Annotated in this window: 21 protein-coding genes; 17 read left to right on the top strand and 4 right to left on the bottom strand. The window is 63.3% G+C overall.

Going from position 1 to position 18,593, the window contains the following annotated elements:
• Positions 1-42 precede the first annotated feature (42 nt).
• Positions 43-954 (top strand): 3-hydroxyisobutyrate dehydrogenase, encoded by a 912-nt coding sequence (mmsB, locus tag LVD10_RS07280; protein WP_233006354.1) that lies wholly within the window; start codon positions 43-45, stop codon positions 952-954.
• Between the two features lie 25 nt (positions 955-979).
• Here the strand turns inward: mmsB and LVD10_RS07275 are convergent, their stop codons facing one another.
• Positions 980-1,399 carry a SpoIIAA family protein gene (locus tag LVD10_RS07275; protein ID WP_233006353.1) on the bottom strand — a complete coding sequence of 140 codons (420 nt, stop codon included), beginning with the start codon at positions 1,397-1,399 and terminating at the stop codon, positions 980-982.
• Positions 1,400-1,441: 42 nt separating this feature from the next.
• Positions 1,442-2,014, bottom strand: a complete 573-nt coding sequence (locus tag LVD10_RS07270) for a hemerythrin domain-containing protein (RefSeq protein ID WP_233006352.1) — start codon at positions 2,012-2,014, stop codon at positions 1,442-1,444.
• Between the two features lie 361 nt (positions 2,015-2,375).
• Here LVD10_RS07270 and LVD10_RS07265 point away from each other — a divergent pair, with 361 nt between their 5' ends.
• From LVD10_RS07265 to fnr, 3 genes are all read left to right on the top strand, one after another.
• Positions 2,376-3,059, top strand: a complete 684-nt coding sequence (locus LVD10_RS07265; protein ID WP_233006351.1) for an OmpW/AlkL family protein — start codon at positions 2,376-2,378, stop codon at positions 3,057-3,059.
• Between the two features lie 73 nt (positions 3,060-3,132).
• Positions 3,133-4,518 (top strand): oxygen-independent coproporphyrinogen III oxidase, encoded by a 1,386-nt coding sequence (gene hemN, locus LVD10_RS07260; RefSeq protein ID WP_237062723.1) that lies wholly within the window; start codon positions 3,133-3,135, stop codon positions 4,516-4,518.
• Positions 4,519-4,616: 98 nt separating this feature from the next.
• The gene (gene fnr / locus LVD10_RS07255; protein WP_233006349.1) at positions 4,617-5,372 is read left to right on the top strand and encodes a fumarate/nitrate reduction transcriptional regulator Fnr; all 756 of its coding nucleotides are present in this window, start codon (positions 4,617-4,619) and stop codon (positions 5,370-5,372) included.
• A 39-nt stretch (positions 5,373-5,411) separates the two neighbouring features.
• Here the strand turns inward: fnr and LVD10_RS07250 are convergent, their stop codons facing one another.
• Complete coding sequence (locus tag LVD10_RS07250; RefSeq protein WP_237062721.1) at positions 5,412-5,978, bottom strand: hemerythrin domain-containing protein; 567 nt, start codon at positions 5,976-5,978, stop codon at positions 5,412-5,414.
• Positions 5,979-6,382: 404 nt separating this feature from the next.
• Here LVD10_RS07250 and LVD10_RS07245 point away from each other — a divergent pair, with 404 nt between their 5' ends.
• The 13 genes from LVD10_RS07245 (at position 6,383) to ribA (ending at position 17,289) form a co-directional block, all read left to right on the top strand.
• A complete protein-coding gene (locus LVD10_RS07245) occupies positions 6,383-6,874 on the top strand; it encodes an outer membrane beta-barrel protein (RefSeq protein ID WP_237062719.1) in 492 nt (163 codons plus the stop codon).
• A 229-nt stretch (positions 6,875-7,103) separates the two neighbouring features.
• Positions 7,104-8,369, top strand: a complete 1,266-nt coding sequence (gene glyA, locus LVD10_RS07240) for a serine hydroxymethyltransferase (RefSeq protein WP_233006346.1) — start codon at positions 7,104-7,106, stop codon at positions 8,367-8,369.
• 348 nt (positions 8,370-8,717) lie between these two features.
• Positions 8,718-9,818 (top strand): extracellular solute-binding protein, encoded by a 1,101-nt coding sequence (locus LVD10_RS07235; RefSeq protein WP_237062717.1) that lies wholly within the window; start codon positions 8,718-8,720, stop codon positions 9,816-9,818.
• Between the two features lie 100 nt (positions 9,819-9,918).
• Entirely contained in the window at positions 9,919-10,383 is a 465-nt protein-coding gene (gene nrdR, locus LVD10_RS07230) for a transcriptional regulator NrdR (RefSeq protein ID WP_233006344.1), read from the top strand.
• Positions 10,380-11,513: a bifunctional diaminohydroxyphosphoribosylaminopyrimidine deaminase/5-amino-6-(5-phosphoribosylamino)uracil reductase RibD gene (gene ribD, locus LVD10_RS07225; RefSeq protein WP_233006343.1), complete on the top strand. Its 1,134-nt coding sequence runs from the start codon at positions 10,380-10,382 to the stop codon at positions 11,511-11,513. The genes nrdR and ribD overlap by 4 nt, the downstream gene beginning before the upstream one ends.
• Positions 11,514-11,539: 26 nt before the next feature.
• A complete protein-coding gene (locus LVD10_RS07220) occupies positions 11,540-12,202 on the top strand; it encodes a riboflavin synthase (protein WP_233006342.1) in 663 nt (220 codons plus the stop codon).
• Between the two features lie 59 nt (positions 12,203-12,261).
• The gene (gene ribBA, locus LVD10_RS07215) at positions 12,262-13,374 is read left to right on the top strand and encodes a bifunctional 3,4-dihydroxy-2-butanone-4-phosphate synthase/GTP cyclohydrolase II (RefSeq protein ID WP_237062709.1); all 1,113 of its coding nucleotides are present in this window, start codon (positions 12,262-12,264) and stop codon (positions 13,372-13,374) included.
• Between the two features lie 80 nt (positions 13,375-13,454).
• Positions 13,455-13,925 carry a 6,7-dimethyl-8-ribityllumazine synthase gene (gene ribH, locus LVD10_RS07210; RefSeq protein WP_233006340.1) on the top strand — a complete coding sequence of 157 codons (471 nt, stop codon included), beginning with the start codon at positions 13,455-13,457 and terminating at the stop codon, positions 13,923-13,925.
• Between the two features lie 126 nt (positions 13,926-14,051).
• A complete protein-coding gene (gene nusB / locus LVD10_RS07205; RefSeq protein ID WP_233006339.1) occupies positions 14,052-14,495 on the top strand; it encodes a transcription antitermination factor NusB in 444 nt (147 codons plus the stop codon).
• An 11-nt stretch (positions 14,496-14,506) separates the two neighbouring features.
• Positions 14,507-15,484, top strand: a complete 978-nt coding sequence (gene thiL, locus LVD10_RS07200) for a thiamine-phosphate kinase (protein WP_233006338.1) — start codon at positions 14,507-14,509, stop codon at positions 15,482-15,484.
• 3 nt (positions 15,485-15,487) lie between these two features.
• A complete protein-coding gene (locus LVD10_RS07195) occupies positions 15,488-15,982 on the top strand; it encodes a phosphatidylglycerophosphatase A family protein (protein ID WP_233006337.1) in 495 nt (164 codons plus the stop codon).
• A 35-nt stretch (positions 15,983-16,017) separates the two neighbouring features.
• Positions 16,018-16,656 (top strand): retropepsin-like aspartic protease family protein, encoded by a 639-nt coding sequence (locus LVD10_RS07190; protein WP_233006336.1) that lies wholly within the window; start codon positions 16,018-16,020, stop codon positions 16,654-16,656.
• 15 nt (positions 16,657-16,671) lie between these two features.
• Positions 16,672-17,289 (top strand): GTP cyclohydrolase II, encoded by a 618-nt coding sequence (gene ribA / locus LVD10_RS07185; protein WP_233006335.1) that lies wholly within the window; start codon positions 16,672-16,674, stop codon positions 17,287-17,289.
• Positions 17,290-17,453: 164 nt separating this feature from the next.
• Here the strand turns inward: ribA and LVD10_RS07180 are convergent, their stop codons facing one another.
• Positions 17,454-18,527: an L-dopachrome tautomerase-related protein gene (locus tag LVD10_RS07180; protein WP_237062707.1), complete on the bottom strand. Its 1,074-nt coding sequence runs from the start codon at positions 18,525-18,527 to the stop codon at positions 17,454-17,456.
• Between the last annotated feature and the right edge of the window lie 66 nt (positions 18,528-18,593).

Below are 18,593 nucleotides of genomic sequence, written 5' to 3'. Positions count from 1 at the left end.
CCTCGACCAATGGATAAAAACACAATAAAAGGATGGTAAGAGATGCACAAAGCAATCGAGAAAGTGGCCTTTATCGGCCTGGGCCATATGGGTGGCCCGATGGCGGCCAACCTGGTGAAGGCAGGTTTTGCGGTAACTGCCTTTGACCTGTCAGAAGCGGCGCTGAAGCAGGCCGAGGCAGAGGGCTGCAAGCGTGCGGGCAGTGCGCAGGAGGCGGTGGCCGGCGCCGACGCGGTGATCTCGATGCTCACCACCGGCGACGTGGTCAAGGGCGTCTACCTGGGGGCCCGAGGCCTGCTGCAGGCAATGGATGACGGCACCCTGGTGGTCGACTGTTCCACCATTGCCGCCAGTGATGCACGCCAGCTGCTCTCCGCCGCCCACGAGCGCGGCCTGCCGGCCATCGAGGCGCCGGTATCCGGTGGCACCGCCGCGGCGGAGGCGGGGACCCTGTCATTTATGTGCGGTGGCGATGCCTCTGCGGTGGACGCGGCGCGGCCCCTGCTGGAAGCCATGGGGGCAAATGTCTTCCACGCCGGGCCGGCGGGGTCCGGCCAGGTGGCGAAAATCTGCAATAACATGTTGCTGGCGATCCATATGATTGGCACCGCCGAGGCCCTGCAGATGGGGGTGGATAATGGCCTGGACCCGAAGGTGCTGTCCGACATCATGCGTGCCAGTTCCGGCGGCAACTGGTCACTGGAAAAATACAACCCGTATCCGGGCGTGATGGAGGGAGTCCCGGCATCGCGGGATTATGAGGGAGGGTTCTCTGTGCAGCTGATGCTGAAGGACCTGGGGCTGGCGATGGACACAGCCGCCGGCAGCGCTTCCTCGACGCCCCTGGGAGCGCTGGCGAAAAACCTGTACCAGCTGCACGGTGGTGACCCGTCGAACCGGATGCTGGATTTCTCCAGCATCCAGAATATGTTCCGCCGGCCGGCTGGCGACTGAAGGCGGCTATTGCGCGGGCCGGCGCTCAGGCGAGGGCGCGGTGCCCGGTTGCCTCTCCCCGGGTGCCTGTCAGCCACGCCAGGGCAGCGCCCTCGCTGCGGAAGTAGCGCAGTTCCGCGCCGGTAAACCAGTTGGCGACCCGTGTGGCCAGCTCCTGCCAGTTGCCGTTACCGAGCAGGGCCACCTGCGAGAATTCATTGCCGTGGCGCAGTCCCAGTCTCAGGTCATCCCAGGCCGCGCGCCATTCCCACCCGCTCAGCTCCCGGATATCCACCAGTGCCTTTACATTCGGGTGTGCCACCGAGTCCAGGGCCTGCTCCAGCAGCGGCGTGATGATCTCGTAGTCCCAGTGGGTCAGTTCGCCCGAAACCCGGATATGCAGGAAAAACTCCGAGTCTACCCGTTCTATCCCCACGGACAGGCCATGGCGCTGGAAATCTTTCATTAAACTCTCCCCAAACTTTCCCCGGTACAGTGATTTTGTGATTCAGGCGCCGACGCAGGCATCGAACTGCAGGCTGGCAAGGTAGTGCTGCAGGGACTCATACAGGTTGCGGATTTCCGCATTGAACAGGGGATCCCGCTGGCACTGCAGTTGTTGCTCTATGGCCTGCCAGTCTTCCCGGGTCAGCAGTTGCTCGAACTGCGGGAAGATCTCCCGGTTTTCCCTTTCCATATGCTGTCGCTGCAGTTGCAGGTATTCCCGCACGGACCGGAACAGCTGGTTGCGTTCCACGGCTGCATCGTTGGCAATGGCGTAGAAGAGGGTGCTCATGTGGCGGGTGGCGGCGGTAATGGCCCGGTGCTCCGACAGGGTTGTTTCAACCGGGGCCAGGCTGGCACCGGGTTTCGCGCGCAGGCGCTCCATGGCCAGGTCCTCCACCGGGTGATGCCAGCGGTCGGGGTACACACTGATGTAGTCCAGTGCGTCGAGGATCAGCCCCAGGGTTCCCGGGTCGCGCTCCTGCCGGGCAAAGTCGGCCAGCAGCTGGTCGAAGGCATCCAGCAGCTGCTGCATGTTGCGGTGATCGCGGCAAAGCTGGCGGTAGAGATTGTGCATGGTGGTCTCCATCCCCGGGTCAGTTTCTGGTTCCCAGTATTGAAGCCCCACGGCAATGCGGCCTTGACCTGAATCAAGTGGCCGGCGCTTTGCGGTGTAGATCTGCGCCGACGGGCACCGGGGAAACTGGAAGAGAGCCCCGGCGGCAGGGGACGCGGCCCGGAAAGCGCTAGTGGCCACCAGAAGACTCTCCCCGTCGATTGCCCGCCAGTCATAAACCCGCCCGATTGATTTACATCAATTGCCCCTCTTTCCATTTGGTTAACCTGCGCTCGTCCCGCTCGCATGCTGGCAGTAACAAAACCAATAACAGGATGTTCTCGTGCGGGTGGGCTTTAAGACAAAGGTATGGAGAACCCGAATGAAAGTATTTGCCGCTGTTGCCGGCCTTCTCGTTTCCCTGCAAGCCGTGGCCTACCAGCCCGGTGAGGTCATCGTCCGCAGTGGTGCGGCCACGGTCAGCCCGGATGTCAGCTCGAGTGCGCTGTCCCTGTCCGGCACGGAGCTCGCCGGCACTGCTGCAGACGTCGAGGACGGCACGGCACTGGGCCTGACTGCCACTTATATGCTCACCGATACATGGGGCCTGGAACTGGTGGCGTCCTCACCGTTCAGTCACGACCTTGCTGTCGAGGGGCTGGGAGAGACCTTCGCCCTCGGCGAGACCCGCCACCTGCCGCCCACACTGCTGCTGCAGTGGTATCCCCGGGTGGCGGGAGAGGTGGTGCAGCCCTACCTGGGGCTCGGGGTGAACTACACGGCGTTCTTCGACGAGCAGGTGGACGGGGCGGCCGATCGCCTGTTCGCAGACCTGGGCGCAACCGGCAGTGCCGACTTGTCGCTGAAGAATTCCGTGGGTGTCGCCGCGGAAGCCGGCGTGGATTTTGCCTTCGGCCAGGATCGCCGCTGGCTGTTGAACCTGAGTGTCTGGTGGATGGATATCGATACCGAGGCCAGCGTCCGGGTGCCCGGCCTCGGCAACATCGAGGCAGATGTGGAGCTGGACCCACTGGTCACCGTCGCCGGGCTGGGTTACCGATTCTGAGGCCTGCAGGCCCCTGGCTACTCGGACTGAACGTGAGCCGGCTGCGGCCGGCGCCTTTACTGGGTGAAGCATTATGATCGCGTCGTACCAACAACCCGATTCGGCCCTTTCGGCGGAACTACTGTCCCGCTATAGCGGCCCCTGCCCGCGCTACACTTCCTATCCCTCGGCCGACCGCTTCGTGCCGCTGGGGGAGGGCATGGAGCCGTGGGCGTCACTGCGGGATATCGACAGCCTGTCGCTCTATGTGCATATCCCGTTCTGTCACTCACTATGTTACTTCTGTGCCTGCAACAAGGTGATTACCAACCAGTACGGCCTGGCCTCCAGTTACCTGGACCGGGTGCTGGAGGAAGCGCGCTGGTACCGGGAGCGGGTGGCGCGGGTGCCGGTGGTGCAGTTGCACCTGGGCGGTGGCACGCCCACATTCCTGACCGACTCGGACCTGTGTCGGCTGGTGGAGGGCCTGGGGGAGATCTTTGACCTCCGCCGCGACGACGCCAGCGAGTACAGTGTGGAGGCGGATCCCCGTACCTTCCGGCTGGAGACCCTGGATACCCTGCGGGAGCTGGGCTTCAACCGCCTGAGCCTGGGTATCCAGGACTTCAACCCGGTTGTTCAGCGGGCCATTAACCGTATCTGTGATGCGGAGGCAGTGGAGCAGATTACCCGTGCAGCACGGGAGCGGGGCTTCCGCTCGATCTCCTATGACCTGGTCTATGGGTTACCGCACCAGACGGTGGCCACCCTGGAGCAGACCATCGGCCGCGTGGCACAGCTGGCGCCGGACCGGATCGCGCTCTATCACTACGCCCACCTGCCGCAGCGGTTCAAGGCCCAGCGCCTGATCGACAGCGATGCCATGCCGGCGCCGGCGGAGAAGATCGCCATGCAACTGGCCGCGGTGGAACAGCTGGGCGCGGCGGGTTACGAATTCCTGGGCATGGACCACTTTGCCCTGCCCGGCGATGAGCTGGCCCGCGCGGCCAGAGAGGGCACGCTGCAGCGTAACTTCCAGGGCTATACGTTAATGCCGGCAGATGCCCTGATCGGTCTGGGGGCCTCGGCGATCAGTTACAGCGCCGGCGGCTACTGGCAGAACCAGCATCGGCTGAAGGAATATGTCGAGTCGATCCGCGAGCGTGGCTTTGCCGGCTTCCGCGGCTGGGCCATGTCGACAGATGACCGGTTGCGCCAGTATGTGATCATGGAGCTGATGTGCCGTATGCGCGTGGACAAGGAGGATGTTGCCCGGCGCGCCGGCGCGCCGTTCGGGGAGGCCTTTGCCGCGGAACTGGAGCGGTTGCAGCCATTGATTGCCGATGGCCTGCTGCGCGAGGATGACCGGTCGCTGGAAATCACCGGGCGCGGCCGCTGGTTCACCCGCAATATTGCCGCGGCTTTCGATGCTTACCTGCATGCGACGGCTGGCGAGTCGCGCTACTCGCGTGTGCTCTGAAAAAGTGTTTGCGACCAGCTGGCTAGCTGGCCAGTGACCGCGACGACAGGTTTCCGAGGGAGTACAATGCCGCTATCGCAACCAGCCCGGAGCATCCCATGACAGACAGCCGCCACGCAGTGCAATGCAGCGATTGCTCGGTTCGTCGCCTGTGCCTGCCCGCCGGCCTGCCGGAGGCGGATATCGACCGCCTCGAGCAGGTGACACGCAACAAGCGGCTGGTCAAGGCAGGGGAGAACCTCTACCGCAGCGGCGATCCGTTCCACAACCTCTATGCAATCCGCTCCGGCAGTTTCAAGACCGCGGTAATCGCCTCTGATGGTGACACCCAGGTGACCCACTTTGCCCTGCCGGGTGAATTGCTGGGGCTGGATGCCTACAGCAGCCGTGCCCATCCCAGTTACGCCGAGGCGCTGGAAGACAGCAGTGTCTGTGTGCTGCCGTTTGGCCAGCTGGAGTCCCTCGCGCAGCAGGTGCCGGCATTGCAGCAGCAGATTTACAGTATTTTTTCCGAGGAGCTGCGGCAGGAAAACGAGATCCTGCTGTTACTGGGTAAGCGTTCCGCCAATGCCCGCCTGGCGGCACTGCTGGTCAATATTTCCAGCCGCTATGCGCGCCGGGGTTATTCCGCCAGCCGCTTTGTGCTGTCGATGCCCCGTATGGATATCGCCAATTACCTGGGGCTGACACCGGAAACCGTCAGCCGCCTGTTCAGGGCCCTGCAGAAAGACGGGCTGATCCGGGTGAGCGGGCGCGAAGTGGAAGTGCTCGACCTGATCGCGCTCAGCGAACTGGCCGGCACTCACTGCGGCTACGATGAAAGTGAAATCGGTCGCCGGTCGGCGATCACCTGAATAATCCTGCCCCGCATATCGCCGGGGACTCCTGCCCGCTCAGGCCACTGTTGCCGACTGGCTGTTACTGACGTACCGCTGTACCGCATCGTACTGGTCGCGCATTGCCGGCCCGAATACCGGGTCCTCGCGGTCGCCGAGTTGCGCGCGGACCAGCTCCCAGTCTTCCGGTTCCAGGTAACGCTCCATCAGCGGGAATACACAATGGTTTTCCATCAGGATATGGGAGCGCTGGGCGGCCAGGTACTGGCGCGCCGCGCCGTAGAGGTGGTCCCGTTCCACCGCGCAATCGTTGGCGACGGCATAAAACAACTCTTTCATCTTGCGGGTTTCCTGCGCCAGGCGGCGATGCTCCTCACGGGCGCGCAGTATCGGTTCCGGCTCCACTCCCGGCTTGGCGAGCAGGATCTCGCAGGTGACATCCTCCACCGGGTGATGCCACTTTTCCGGGTAAATGGCGATGTAATCCAGTGCGTCGATAATCAGGTCGAGGGTTGACGGATCGCGGTCCTCCCGCGTCATTTCCGCCAGCAGCTGTTCGAGGGCATCGAGCACCTGCTGGATATTCCGGTGGTCCTGGCACAGTTGTGCAAAGATGCTGTCCATCGCTATCTCCGTCGCTTGATAGTGGGGCGTTAACGCATTGGGTCGCGCATTGTCATTGTCAGGATCTGTTCAGGTTCTGTTAATTACCGTTATTCATAATGCTGTGGTGGAAGGCTTCGGCGCCATGTCCAGCGATTGCGCCCGTGGGGCGGGTACAGTCGCAGAGCCAAGTTAATGTAGCAGTGAGTATGTCGCTGTATGTGGCTTATGGTGCCGACAGAGTCGGTATCAGGCGAATTGTGACTTTTTCCCGCAGCTGCGGAACGATTACTGCGACAGCCGGGTCTATTGCCGTCCTGAGACCTGTTCATTTTTTTACTGTGAACAGGGAGCTGGCCGGAACGGAGAAAGGCGGATAGAATCCGCGCAAATTTAACCAAGACAACAATTTGGGGATTTTTCCTATGCGTAAATTGGCGACGGGCCTGGCGGCCCTGGCACTGGTTTGTTCTTCTGCAGCGAACGCCGAGGGCGGCTACTGGGGCGCTACTGCCGGCCTGATGACCGTTGACGCGAACACCGTTGACGACCCGATCAACTTCGGCCTGCGCGGCGGTTACACCTTCTCCTCCGGCTGGGGCTTCGAGGGTGAGTTCACCGATTCCCTGGTCAGCGGCGAGGCGGATGCCTTTGATGGTCGCGACATCGATGTGGATATCCAGACCCTGGGTGGTTACGCCACTTACCGCTCCTTCGGCGACGTCTACTTCAAGGGCCGCCTGGGCCTGATCTACGAAGACGTGAGCGTTGGTGGCTACAGCAGCGATGACACCGGTATCTCCGTCGGTGGTGGTATCGGCCTGAACCTGAGCCCGAACACCAATGTCGAGTTCGAGTACACCATGATCGAAGAGGACGTGAACTTCTGGTCCGGCACCATGATCCTGACCTTCTGATCCCCTTCGCGGCGCGGCCGGCCACGGCCGCGCCCATCCCTGCCAGCCCTCGCTGCATGCCAGCTGCCGGACCCCCCGGTCAAAAACACGTTTATCCTCCCCGAAGCCGCATAAATTGGGGCGCAGAGCAGTTTTCCTTGGTGTACAATGCGCGCCTTTCTACAGTTGTGCTAATGGCTCCTGTGCCCATCGGTGCAGCGTCCACAGCCCGATTTATTGAGGGAAAACCATGTTTGATCCATCAGTCACACTCTCCTCTTACGACCCGGAAGTCTGGGAAGCCATCCAGGAAGAGGACCGCCGCCAGGAAGAGCATATCGAGCTGATCGCCTCCGAGAACTACACCAGCCCGATGGTGATGGAGGCGCAGGGCAGCACCATGACCAACAAGTACGCCGAGGGTTACCCGGGCAAGCGTTACTACGGCGGCTGTGAGTATGTGGACAAGGTGGAAGTGCTGGCGATCGAGCGCGCCAAGAAGCTGTTTGGTGCCGATTACGCCAACGTGCAGCCGCACTCCGGTTCCCAGGCCAACGCCGCGGTTTACCAGGCGCTGTGTGCGCCGGGCGACACCGTGCTGGGCATGAGCCTGGCCCACGGCGGTCACCTGACCCATGGCGCGCGGGTGAACTTCTCCGGCAAGATCTACAACGCGGTGCAGTACGGCCTGAACCCGGAAACCGGCGAGGTGGACTACGAGGAAGTCGAGCGCCTGGCACTGGAACACAAGCCGAAGATGATCGTTGGCGGTTTCTCCGCTTACAGCCGTGTCATGGACTGGGCGCGTTTCCGCGAGATCGCCGACAAGGTGGGTGCCTACCTGCTGGTGGACATGGCCCACGTGGCCGGCCTGGTGGCCGCGGGTGAGTACCCGTCACCGATCCCCCACGCCGACGTGGTGACCTCCACCACCCACAAGACCCTGCGCGGCCCGCGCGGCGGCATCATCCTGGCCAAGGCCAACGAGGAGATCGAGAAGAAACTGAACTCCGCGGTATTCCCGGGCGGCCAGGGCGGCCCGCTGATGCACGTGATCGCCGCCAAGGCAGTCTCCTTCAAGGAGGCCATGACCCCGGAGTACAAGCAGTACCAGAAAAAGGTGGTCGAGAACGCCCGCGCCATGGCCGATACCTTCCTCGACCGCGGCATCAACATCGTATCCGGTGGTACCGATGATCACCTGATGCTGGTGGACCTGATCGGCAAGGATTACACCGGTAAGGATGCGGACGAGGCGCTGGGCCGTGCCAATATCACCGTGAACAAGAATGCGGTGCCCAACGACCCGCGCTCACCGTTCATCACCTCCGGCCTGCGCGTCGGTACCCCGGCCATCACCACCCGCGGTTTTGGTGTGGAGGAAACAAAGCAGCTGACCCACTGGATCTGTGATGTGCTGGACGCACTGGAGCAGGGCGATGCGGAAGCCACCATCGGCGAAGTGAAGCAGAAGGTACTGGATATCTGCGCCAGCTTCCCGGTGTACAAGGGCTGAGCAGCCAAGAGGCGCGGGCGTCGATAGCGCCCGCCGGTGCAGTTCTTGCTAAAAGCGGCCTTTGGGCCGCTTTTTTTATGCCTTTTCCGCCTGATTGCAGACTTTTGTTCTGGAAGATGCAGTCCCCCGGCAATTCTGTTTTAATGGGCCCAATCCTAAAAGCCGAACTCTAATTCGGTTCTTCCCGGCGCACCGTTTGATTTGTGTGTCCGTCGTACTCCGCCCGGATTGGCGGAAGTTTTTTCTGGGGCCCACGCGGTATCGGGCACATGTCTCCGCCGGTGGCCGGACTGCCGTTGGGCGGGGGCCGGTCAATCCCGCAGCGTTGCTGCGATATTGGGGGAGAGTATGCGCACCATCCGACAAGTTTTCGGCGTCCTGTTGCTGGCCACTGGCCTGGTACAGGGCGCGGCCGCGCAGCAGGAGCTGCACCTGGCCAACTGGTCCGACTACATCGGTGAGAACACCATTACCCGTTTCGAGGCCGAGACCGGTATCCGGGTGCACTATTTCGAGTACGACGATATCGAGGAGCTGGAGGACGCCTGGATCAATGGCGGGCGGAAGTTCGACCTGATTGTTCCCAGTACCGAGAACCTCGCGGCCTACATCCAGGCCGGACTGCTCAGCCCGCTCGACAAGAGTCGCCTGTCCGGGCTGGAGAGCCAGGACCCGGAATTTATGCGGCGCCTGCGGGACTTCGACCCGGACAATCGCTACGCCCTGCCGTTTCTCTGGGGCACCGTGGGCATCGGCTACAACGTGGAAGCGGTCAGGGAGGCCTTTGACGGGCGCCTGCCCACCGACAGCTGGGACCTGCTGTTTGACCCCGTGCGCCTGCAGCGGCTGGATCACTGCGGCGTGACGCTGATGCGCTCGCCGGAAGAGATTTTCGATGTGGGGCTCAAGTACATCGGCAAGGACCCCAATAGCATGAGCACCGCGCACCAGCTGATGGTGGCCAACCTGCTGTCGAAAGTACGCCTGCACGTGACCGACTTCGATTCCGGCGAATATGTCGAGAACCTGGCCAGTGGCAGGCATTGCCTGGTACACGGCTGGAGCGGCGATATCCTGCAGGCGCAGGTGGATGCCCGGGAAGCGGGCAAGGAGTTTGAGATCCGCTACGTCACCCCCCGGGAAGGGTTCCCGCTGTGGATCGATACCATCGCCATGCCCGCCAGCGCCGCCAATCAGGATGCGGCCTACCAGTTCATGAATTACCTGCTGCGCCCGGAGGTGATCGCCGAGATCTCCAATGAGCTGCAGTATGCCAACGCCAATACCGCTTCCCGCGACCTGATGGACCCGGAGTTGCTGGCCAATCCCATCGTGTACCCGGACAGCTCCCAGTTGACCAATGCCTGGATGGCGCTGCCCACCGAGAGCCGGGTGCTGACCCTGCGCCATAAGCTCTGGCAGCGGATCATCGAGCGGGAGGACCTCTAGGGAACCGACTGGAGCCCAACCCCCCGGATCCGGCAGGTGGCGCCCCGCTGCGCCGCCTGTGTTAAACTGCCGCCCGTTTTTCTACAGGGCCGAATACCCCATGCACTGTCCTTTCTGCAGCGCGGAAGAAACCAAGGTCGTCGACTCGCGCCTGGTGGCGGAGGGCGACCAGGTGCGCCGGCGCCGCGAGTGCCTCGATTGCCACGAGCGCTTTACCACCTTTGAGACCGCCGAATTGCTCCTGCCCCGTGTCATCAAGCAGAACGGGCAGCGCGAACCCTTCAACGAAGACAAGCTGCGCGCCGGCATCCAGCGTGCGGTGGAGAAGCGGCCGGTCAGCACCGAGCGGGTCGAGTCCGCGGTGGCCCAGATCAAGCACGCCCTGCAGGCCACCGGTGAGCGCGAGTTGCCGGCCATGCGCGTCGGCGAGCTGGTGATGGAGCAGCTGCGGGAGCTGGACCAGGTGGCCTATGTACGCTTTGCCTCTGTATACCGCCGCTTCGAGGATGTCAGTGACTTCAGCCAGGAAATCGAGCGGCTGACAAAGCCGACGGAGCCGCAATGACCCATAGCCCCCAGGCCCTGATGAACCGCGCCGTGCAGCTGGCGGAGCGCGGTCTCTACACCACCATGCCCAACCCCCGTGTCGGCTGTGTGATAGTCGATGACAACGGCGCCATTGTGGGAGAGGGCTGGCACCGCCGCGCGGGCCTGCCCCACGCCGAGATCGAGGCGCTGCGGGACGCCGGCGACCGCGCCCGCGGTGCCACCGCCTACGTCACCCTGGAGCCCTGCAGCCATACCGGCAAGACCGGTCCCTGCGCCCAGGCGCTGGTGGAGGCGGGCGTGGCCCGGGTCGTCTACGGTATGGAAGACCCGAATCCCGCGGTCAGTGGCCAGGGGCTGCAGATATTGCGGGATGCCGGCATCGAGATCGAGGGCCCGCTGCTGGAAGTCGCCTGTCGCGCCCTGAATCCGGGCTTTATCAAGCGCATGACCCTGGGGCTGCCGCTGGTGCGCAGCAAGTCGGCGATGAGCCTCGACGGCCGTACGGGTATGGCCAGTGGCGAGTCGAAGTGGGTTACCGGCCCCGCGGCACGCGCCGATGTGCAGCGCCTGCGGGCGCGCAGCTGTGCGATCGTTACCGGCGTGGACACCGTGCGGTTCGACAACCCCAATATGAATGTCCGCGCCGATGAAATGGCGCTGGAGATGCTCGCCGCCGAGCAGGCGGCGGAAGTGCAGCCGCTGCGGGTAATCGTCGACAGTCACCTGCGCACCCCGGCGCGGGCCTTTATATTGCAGGGCGACGCCCCCACACTGGTGTGCACGACCGCACAGGCCGAGCCGGAGCGCCGTGAGCGGCTGGAAAAGGCCGGGGCCGAGGTGGTCGTCCTGCCGGCGGGCGGCGATGGGCGCGTGGACCTGCTGGCCCTGCTGCAGGAGCTGGCGCGCCGGGAGTGCAACGAGGTGCTGGTGGAGAGCGGTGCGACCCTCTCCGGCGAGTTCCTCTACCGCGGCCACGTGGACGAGATGATCGTCTATATGGCACCCAAACTACTGGGCAGCACCGCCCGGCCGCTGTTCGAGCTGCCCATCGAGCGGATGGGCTCGGTGTTGCCGATAACCATCACCGACATGCGCGCGGTGGGACACGACTGGCGCATTACCGCCACCACAGACATCGAGCGCTAGCGGCGCCCGACTGGAGATTTTCCCCGATGTTTACCGGTATTGTGGAAGCCGTAGGCGAGATCACCGAATTGAAACCCGTGGGCGGCGACCTGCGGGTGCGGGTAAAGAGCGGCAAGCTTGACCTGGGCGACGTGCAGCTGGGGGACAGTATCGCCACCAACGGCGTTTGCCTGACAGTGGTGGACCTGCCGGGCGACGGCTACTGGGCGGATGTTTCCGCCGAGACCATGGATGTCACCAGTGTCAGTAACTGGAAAAAGGGTGACCGGGTCAACCTGGAGAAAGCCCTGACGCCGCAGACCCGGCTGGGTGGCCATATTGTCAGCGGTCACGTGGACGGTATCGGTGAGGTGGTCTGGCGCAAACAGGAGGCCCGAGCCGAGCGCTTCCGCCTGCGCGCGCCGGCGCAGCTGGCAAAATATATCGCCCACAAGGGGTCGATCACGGTGGACGGCACCAGCCTCACCGTGAATGCGGTGGATGGCGCGGAATTCGAGCTGACCATCGTCCCCCACACTCTGCAGGAGACAGTGATGGGCGACTACCAGGCGGGCACCCGGGTCAACCTGGAGGTGGACCTGATCGCCCGCTACCTTGAGCGATTGCTGCTGGGGGACAAGGCCGCAGAGCCGGACAGCGATGGGCTGACCGTAGAGTTCCTGGCGAAACACGGTTTTTACCGGGGCTGAATACCGCGATCCCAGTGGGAAATTGATACCTGCTTGCAGGCGAACACGAAGAGAGATTTATGGAACTGAACACCGTTGAAGAACTGATCGATGATATCCGCCAGGGCAAAATGGTGATCCTGATGGACGACGAGGATCGGGAAAACGAGGGCGACCTGGTGATGGCGGCCGAGCAGGTGCGCGCCGAGGATATCAACTTCATGGCCACCCATGCCCGCGGCCTGATCTGCCTGCCCATGTCCCGGGAGCGCTGCGAGCAGCTGGACCTGCCGCTGATGTCACAGGACAACGGTGCCCAGTTCAGCACCAATTTCACGGTTTCCATCGAGGCTGCCGACGGTGTAACCACTGGCATCTCCGCCGCCGACCGCGCCCGCACCGTGCGCGCCGCGGTGGCGCGCAATGCGAAGCCGCGGGATATCGTCCAGCCGGGGCATATCTTCCCGATCATGGCCCAGCCCGGCGGCGTGCTGAGCCGCGCCGGCCACACTGAGGCCAGCTGTGACCTGGCGCGCCTGGCCGGGTTCGAGTCGGCGGCGGTGATCGTCGAGATCATGAATGAAGACGGCACCATGGCGCGGCGCCCGGACCTGGAGACCTTTGCCAAGACCCACAACCTGAAAATCGGCACCATCGCCGACCTGATCAACTACCGCGCGCTGAACGAGACCACCGTGGAGTGCACCAACGAGCGCCAGGTGGAGACCGAGTACGGCAATTTCACGCTGCGCACTTACCTGGACAAGGCGCGCCGCGAGCGCCACTTCGCCTTTATCAAGGGCGAGCCCAGCCCGGAGGAGCCGACGCTGGTGCGGGTCCATGTGGGCAACACCCTGCGCGACGTGCTTACCATCCGCCGCGGCGACGAAAAATACACCCCCTGGACCTTCCGCCGCGCCATGCAGCGGGTGGAAAAGGAGGGCAAGGGTGTGGTGGTACTGATCTGCCACAATGAGACCACCGAGGAGATCGAGGAGAGCATCGACTGGCTGATCAGCGGCAAGCAGCAGCGTCCCAGCCAGGACCTGGTCTACAAGCAGGTGGGCACCGGCTCGCAGATCCTGCGGGACCTCAAGGTGCGCAAAATGCGCCTGATGAGCGCACCTTTCCGTTTCAGCGCCATTTCCGGTTTCGACCTGGAAGTGGAAGAGTACCTGAACGCGGACGATTGATTTGAGCGCCCCCCTGGGGGGCGAATTTTCGCCTGCGCGGCAGGCGCCTGTAAGACACAAGAACGTATCTGGAAACAACGATGAGCAAGATCAAGGTTATCGAAGGGGATTTCGTCGGCTGCCATGGCAAATATGCCCTGCTGGTGAGCCGCTGGAACAGCTTTGTGGTGGAAAGCCTGAAAGATGGCGCCCTGGATACCCTGCGCCGCAAGGGCATCAAGGAAGAGGACATCACCATTTACTACGCGCCGGGTGCCTTCGAGTTCCCGCTGGCGGCCAAGAAGCTGGCGGCCAGCGGTCGCTATGACGCCATCATCGCGCTGGGCGCGGTTATCCGAGGCGGCACCCCGCACTTTGAGTATGTGGCGGGCGAGTGCACCAAGGGCCTGGCACAGGTTTCCCTCGACAGTGGCGTGCCGGTGACCTTCGGCGTGCTGACCGTGGACTCCATCGAGCAGGCCATCGAGCGCTCCGGCACCAAGGCCGGCAACAAGGGCTGCGAGGCGGCGGAAACCGCGCTCGAGATGGTGTCTCTACTGGGTAAAGTCTGAAGCCGGGTTACACCGGTTGGTGGATAATCTCGTAGGAGCGGCCCGTGGCCGCGACCGGTAGACGCTGGCATGGAACAGCAATCGCGGCCTGAGGCCGCTCCTACAGTTTTTGAATCGGAATTGATAATGACCGTTACCGCATCCGCGCGCCGCAAGGCGCGCCACTACGCCATGCAGGCGCTGTACCAGTGGCAGATGGCCGGCGCCAGCCTGAATGCCATCGAGGCCGAGTTTCACGCCGACAACGATATGAGCAAGACGGACGTGGCGTATTTCCGCGACCTTTTCCACGGTGTGGCCAAGAACCTCGACGAAGTCGAGGGAGCGTTCGGCCCGCACCTGGACCGCGGTATCGAGGCGCTGGACCCGGTGTCCCGTGCCTTGCTGCGTATGGCCACCTATGAATTGCAGAACCGTATCGACGTGCCCTACAAGGTGGTGATCAATGAGTCGGTGGCGCTGGCGAAGAAGTTCGGCCCCACCGATGCTTTCAAATATATCAACGGCATTCTCGACAAGACCGCCGCAGACGTGCGCGCGGCGGAAGTGAACGCCGACAAGCAGGGCTGAGCATCCTGGCCATGCGCACGCCCCCCGGCGAGTTCGAGATTATCCGCGAGTATTTCGCCGGCGCACCGCGCGGCGAGGGGGTGGTGCTGGGCATTGGCGATGACTGCGCATTGCTGCAACCGCCCGCCGGGGAGCAGCTGGCCACCAGTGTCGACACGCTGGTGGCCGGGCGCCATTTTCCCGACGGTGCTGACCCGGCCCTGCTGGCCGGGCGCGCGTTGCGGGTAAACCTGAGCGACCTGGCGGGAATGAACGCCCGCCCGCTCTGGTTTACCCTGGCGCTGACCCTGCCGGAGAGCGATCCGGACTGGCTCCGCGGCTTTGCCGATGGGCTGTTACAGACAGCGCAAGCCTACGGGATTTCCCTGGTGGGCGGCGATACCACCAAGGGCCCGTTGACGATTACCGTGCAGGTAACCGGCAGCACCTCGGCGCCGCTGCGCCGCGACGGGGCCCGGGCGGGAGACGCGGTGTTTGTCAGTGGGCCACTGGGTGCGGCTGCGGCAGCGCTGCCGGTGATTCTCGGCGAACGCGAGGTGGCCCCGGAGCTTTACCAGCGCGCCCAGCGCGCCTACTACTCGCCGGAGCCGCAGCTGCAGACCGCAGCGGCTGTCGCGGGGCTGGCCACCAGCGCCCTGGATATTTCCGATGGCCTGCTGGGGGACCTGGGCCATATCTGTGCCGCCAGTGACCTGGATGCGGAACTCGATATGGCGCGACTGCCGGTGGACCCCCTGGCCGCCGAGTTGGCGGGTGAGGGGGCACTGGAGCTGGCCGCCACCGGCGGCGACGATTACCAGCTCTGTTTTACTGCCCCGCCGTCGAGGGCGGGCGAGGTGGCAGAGCGCTGCGCCGCACACGGTGCCAGGCCAGTACGGATCGGCACCCTGGTGGCGCGGCCCCGGGGCACACAGGAACGGGCGCGAGTTCGCTGCCTGCTCGATGGCGAGGAGTGGCTGGCAAAACAGCCCGGATACCGGCACTTTTGAACTATGACAGATACCTCCATCCCCCAGCCCACCGCCGCCCAGCTACTGCGCAGTCCCACCATGCTGCTGGCATTTGGCTTCGGGTCCGGCCTGGCGCCTAAAGCCCCGGGTACCTTCGGAACCCTGATGGCGCTGCCATTCTGGTGGCTGCTGCAGCACCTGCCGCCGGTCCAGTACCTGGCGGTGGTGGTCATCAGTGCGGCGGTGGGCTGCTACCTCTGCGGTACCGCCTCGCGGGCCCTGGGGGTGCACGACCACGGCGGCATCGTCTGGGACGAGATGGTGGGCTACTGGCTGACCATGTTCCTGGCGCCGGCGGGATGGGGCTGGGCCCTGTACGGGTTCGTGCTGTTCCGCCTGTTCGATATCGCCAAGCCGCAGCCCATCGGCTGGGTGGACCGCCGGGTGCACGGTGGTGTGGGGATTATGCTCGACGATATACTGGCGGCCGGATACGCGGCGCTGGTGTTGCAGCTGACCGCGGCCTGGATGGGATAGACCGGTTTGCGGACCGGTGAAAGGGGATTGCCACCGTGAAACTTCGTCGCCTGCTTGCCTGTTGCCTCCTGCTCTGCTCGTCACCCCTGTGGGCGCAGCAGGTACAGCTGAAAGCGCTGTTCGGCACCAGCGCCATGCTCGAGGTGGACGGCAGGCAGCGACTGCTCAAGAGTGGCGAGACCTCTCCCGAGGGGGTACGCCTGCTGGAAGCGAATAGCGAATTCGCGCGGGTGAAGGTCGGTGACCGCGAGCAGAAACTGACCCTGGATGCCCCAGTGGCGGCGCGTTATGCGAAGAGCGAGCGGAAGGAAGTGCGCCTGGTGGCGGACAGCCGCGGCCATTTCAGCACCGATGCCTGGGTCAATGGGCTCAGGGTGCCGGTGCTGGTGGATACCGGCGCGACCAGCATCGCGTTCAACTTCCCTACCGCACAACGGCTGGGCCTGGACCTGGAGCGCGCCGAGCCGGTACGTGTGGCCACGGCCAATGGGGTCACCCGTGCCTACCGGGTAACACTTGCCAGCGTCACGGTGGGTAGTATCAAGCTGCACAATATCGAGGCGACAGTGCACGCCAACAACTTTCCCCATATCACCCTGCTGGGCAACAGTTTCCTGAGCCGGCTGGATATGGAACAGCAGCGCGGCATGCTGATCCTGCGCGCGCGCAATTGATGATGAGGTAAGAACTTGACCATTCGCTTTGTGGAATCCTCCAAGCTACCCACCCCCTGGGGCATGTTTGAGATGCACGGGTTCGAGGAGACCGACACCGGCAAGGAGCACCTGGTGCTCACCATGGGTGACCTGGATACCGATGAGCCGGTGCTGGCCCGGATTCACTCCGAGTGCCTTACCGGTGACGCCCTGTTCTCGCTGCGCTGTGACTGCGGTGCGCAGCTGCAGCATGCGCTGCACCGCATTGCGATGGAGGGGCGTGGGGCAGTGTTTTACCTGCGCCAGGAAGGGCGCGGCATCGGCCTGCTGAACAAGATCCGCGCCTACAAGCTGCAGGATTGCGGCGCCGATACGGTGGAGGCCAATGAGCAGCTGGGCTTCGGTGCGGATATGCGCGATTACTCGATCCTGAAGGCAATGCTGGACCACCTGCATATCGGCTCCATCCGCCTCATGACCAACAACCCGCGCAAGGTGAAAGCGCTGGAAGACCTGGGGGTGAAAGTAGTGGAGCGCCTGTCCCACCAGACCGGCCGCAACCCGCATAATATCAAGTACCTCTCCACCAAGCGGGGCAAGCTGGGGCACCTGCTCAACGACGAGGAAGAGGGGGATGGCCAAGAGTCCTGAGCCTTCCCACTGCCTGATGTTTCTGCCGTAGGGGCGGACCTTGTGTCCGCCCGCATCCCCCGCGCTGTAACCCCTGTCCTTGCAAACACTTTTCCGCGGCACTCGCCTGCAGGGCGGGTTTCCTCCCGGCGTTATATTCGCGGCAGCGGTGCTGCCTTCAGCGCTCAGAGGCCCGGCAGCGGCACCCGGTAGATACCGAACTCCATATCGTCGATGGGCCCGGTGACCTCGTGGATGCGGCTGTTGGTGTAATACAGCATACCGTCGTGAATGCTGAAGGTGTCGGCCCAGCGAACCCTGTCACCTTCCACCAGCACATGTGTCTCCCCGGCTGGATCGCGGTAGAGGATTTTATGGTTTTCCAGGTCGGCGAAATACAGGTTGCCCTGCTGGTCCAGGATCATGCCATCGGGGGCGCTGGTCCTCGCCACCCTGCGGACGTGGGCGGCGGCGTCCCCACTGTCTTCCAGGTAACGGGTATCGATTGCATACAGGGTGTAACCGGTCAGGGCGTGGAAATAGAGCACCTTGTCTTTGAGGTCGAGGGCAATACCGTCACTGTGCACCGTATTGTTCCAGCGCTTACCGTCGATGGTCAGGTAGTCCTGCTCCGCCCGTGTGCTCTTGTGATCGTCCAGCACCCGATAGCTCTTCCCCTTGTCCCCATTCTCTCCCTGGGCCAGCTCGTAAACCACCAGCCCCGGGTGGTTGGAATCCGTCATGTAGATGCGGCCCGCCGCCCTATCAATGCGCAGGTCATTGATGTAGGAATCGGGGTGATAGCCGGCATTGCTGAGTAAAAGCACGCGCTCCAGTTTGTTGCTGTCCAGGTCGAAAACGAAAATGCGTGGAGCATCTACCACACCCTGGAATTTCGGGTTGCGTGTATCGAGGACATAGAGCTTGTTGTCATGGGCCACCACGGACTGCACGGCCAGGAAGCAGTCATCCCGGGCAGTGCTGTCTGCCACGCAACGGTTCATGGCGCTATTGGGATAGGGCAGGTACTCGCCAGTGTCCCGGTCGACCTCTGCGACGGCAAAGGGCACGCCATCCCGCCAGTTCGGTGCATTGGTGAAGATCCTGCCAGCGTCGGTAACGGTGATGCCGGTTGTCTGCACTCCCTGGATGGCACTGACCTTTTCCGCCTGTGTTGGGCCCGTATCGGCGGAGTGGCCATTGGCAGTAAATAGCAGAGTAAAAATGCTGACGGTCAGCAGTCTTCTGAGTAAGCTCATCCGTGATATCTCCGGGCTGTTATAGCGGGGAATCGGTTGGGAAACTGCCTGTCATTGACGGTGGCT

It is taken from the genome of Microbulbifer zhoushanensis (assembly GCF_021729055.1).
Classification (GTDB): Bacteria; Pseudomonadota; Gammaproteobacteria; order Pseudomonadales; family Cellvibrionaceae; genus Microbulbifer; species Microbulbifer zhoushanensis.
This window is presented reverse-complemented; position numbering and strand designations above follow the sequence as displayed.

Coding starts and splice junctions, on each gene's coding strand:
- hemN (WP_237062723.1), top strand. CDS start 3,133: ATGATCGCGTCGTACCAACAACCCGATTCGGCCCTTTCGGCGGAACTA.
- fnr (WP_233006349.1), top strand. CDS start 4,617: ATGACAGACAGCCGCCACGCAGTGCAATGCAGCGATTGCTCGGTTCGT.
- LVD10_RS07245 (WP_237062719.1), top strand. CDS start 6,383: ATGCGTAAATTGGCGACGGGCCTGGCGGCCCTGGCACTGGTTTGTTCT.
- LVD10_RS07220 (WP_233006342.1), top strand. CDS start 11,540: ATGTTTACCGGTATTGTGGAAGCCGTAGGCGAGATCACCGAATTGAAA.
- nusB (WP_233006339.1), top strand. CDS start 14,052: ATGACCGTTACCGCATCCGCGCGCCGCAAGGCGCGCCACTACGCCATG.
- mmsB (WP_233006354.1), top strand. CDS start 43: ATGCACAAAGCAATCGAGAAAGTGGCCTTTATCGGCCTGGGCCATATG.
- thiL (WP_233006338.1), top strand. CDS start 14,507: ATGCGCACGCCCCCCGGCGAGTTCGAGATTATCCGCGAGTATTTCGCC.
- LVD10_RS07270 (WP_233006352.1), bottom strand. CDS start 2,014: ATGCACAATCTCTACCGCCAGCTTTGCCGCGATCACCGCAACATGCAG.
- LVD10_RS07265 (WP_233006351.1), top strand. CDS start 2,376: ATGAAAGTATTTGCCGCTGTTGCCGGCCTTCTCGTTTCCCTGCAAGCC.
- LVD10_RS07195 (WP_233006337.1), top strand. CDS start 15,488: ATGACAGATACCTCCATCCCCCAGCCCACCGCCGCCCAGCTACTGCGC.
- LVD10_RS07235 (WP_237062717.1), top strand. CDS start 8,718: ATGCGCACCATCCGACAAGTTTTCGGCGTCCTGTTGCTGGCCACTGGC.
- nrdR (WP_233006344.1), top strand. CDS start 9,919: ATGCACTGTCCTTTCTGCAGCGCGGAAGAAACCAAGGTCGTCGACTCG.
- ribD (WP_233006343.1), top strand. CDS start 10,380: ATGACCCATAGCCCCCAGGCCCTGATGAACCGCGCCGTGCAGCTGGCG.
- ribBA (WP_237062709.1), top strand. CDS start 12,262: ATGGAACTGAACACCGTTGAAGAACTGATCGATGATATCCGCCAGGGC.
- ribH (WP_233006340.1), top strand. CDS start 13,455: ATGAGCAAGATCAAGGTTATCGAAGGGGATTTCGTCGGCTGCCATGGC.
- glyA (WP_233006346.1), top strand. CDS start 7,104: ATGTTTGATCCATCAGTCACACTCTCCTCTTACGACCCGGAAGTCTGG.
- LVD10_RS07180 (WP_237062707.1), bottom strand. CDS start 18,527: ATGAGCTTACTCAGAAGACTGCTGACCGTCAGCATTTTTACTCTGCTA.
- LVD10_RS07275 (WP_233006353.1), bottom strand. CDS start 1,399: ATGAAAGATTTCCAGCGCCATGGCCTGTCCGTGGGGATAGAACGGGTA.
- LVD10_RS07250 (WP_237062721.1), bottom strand. CDS start 5,978: ATGGACAGCATCTTTGCACAACTGTGCCAGGACCACCGGAATATCCAG.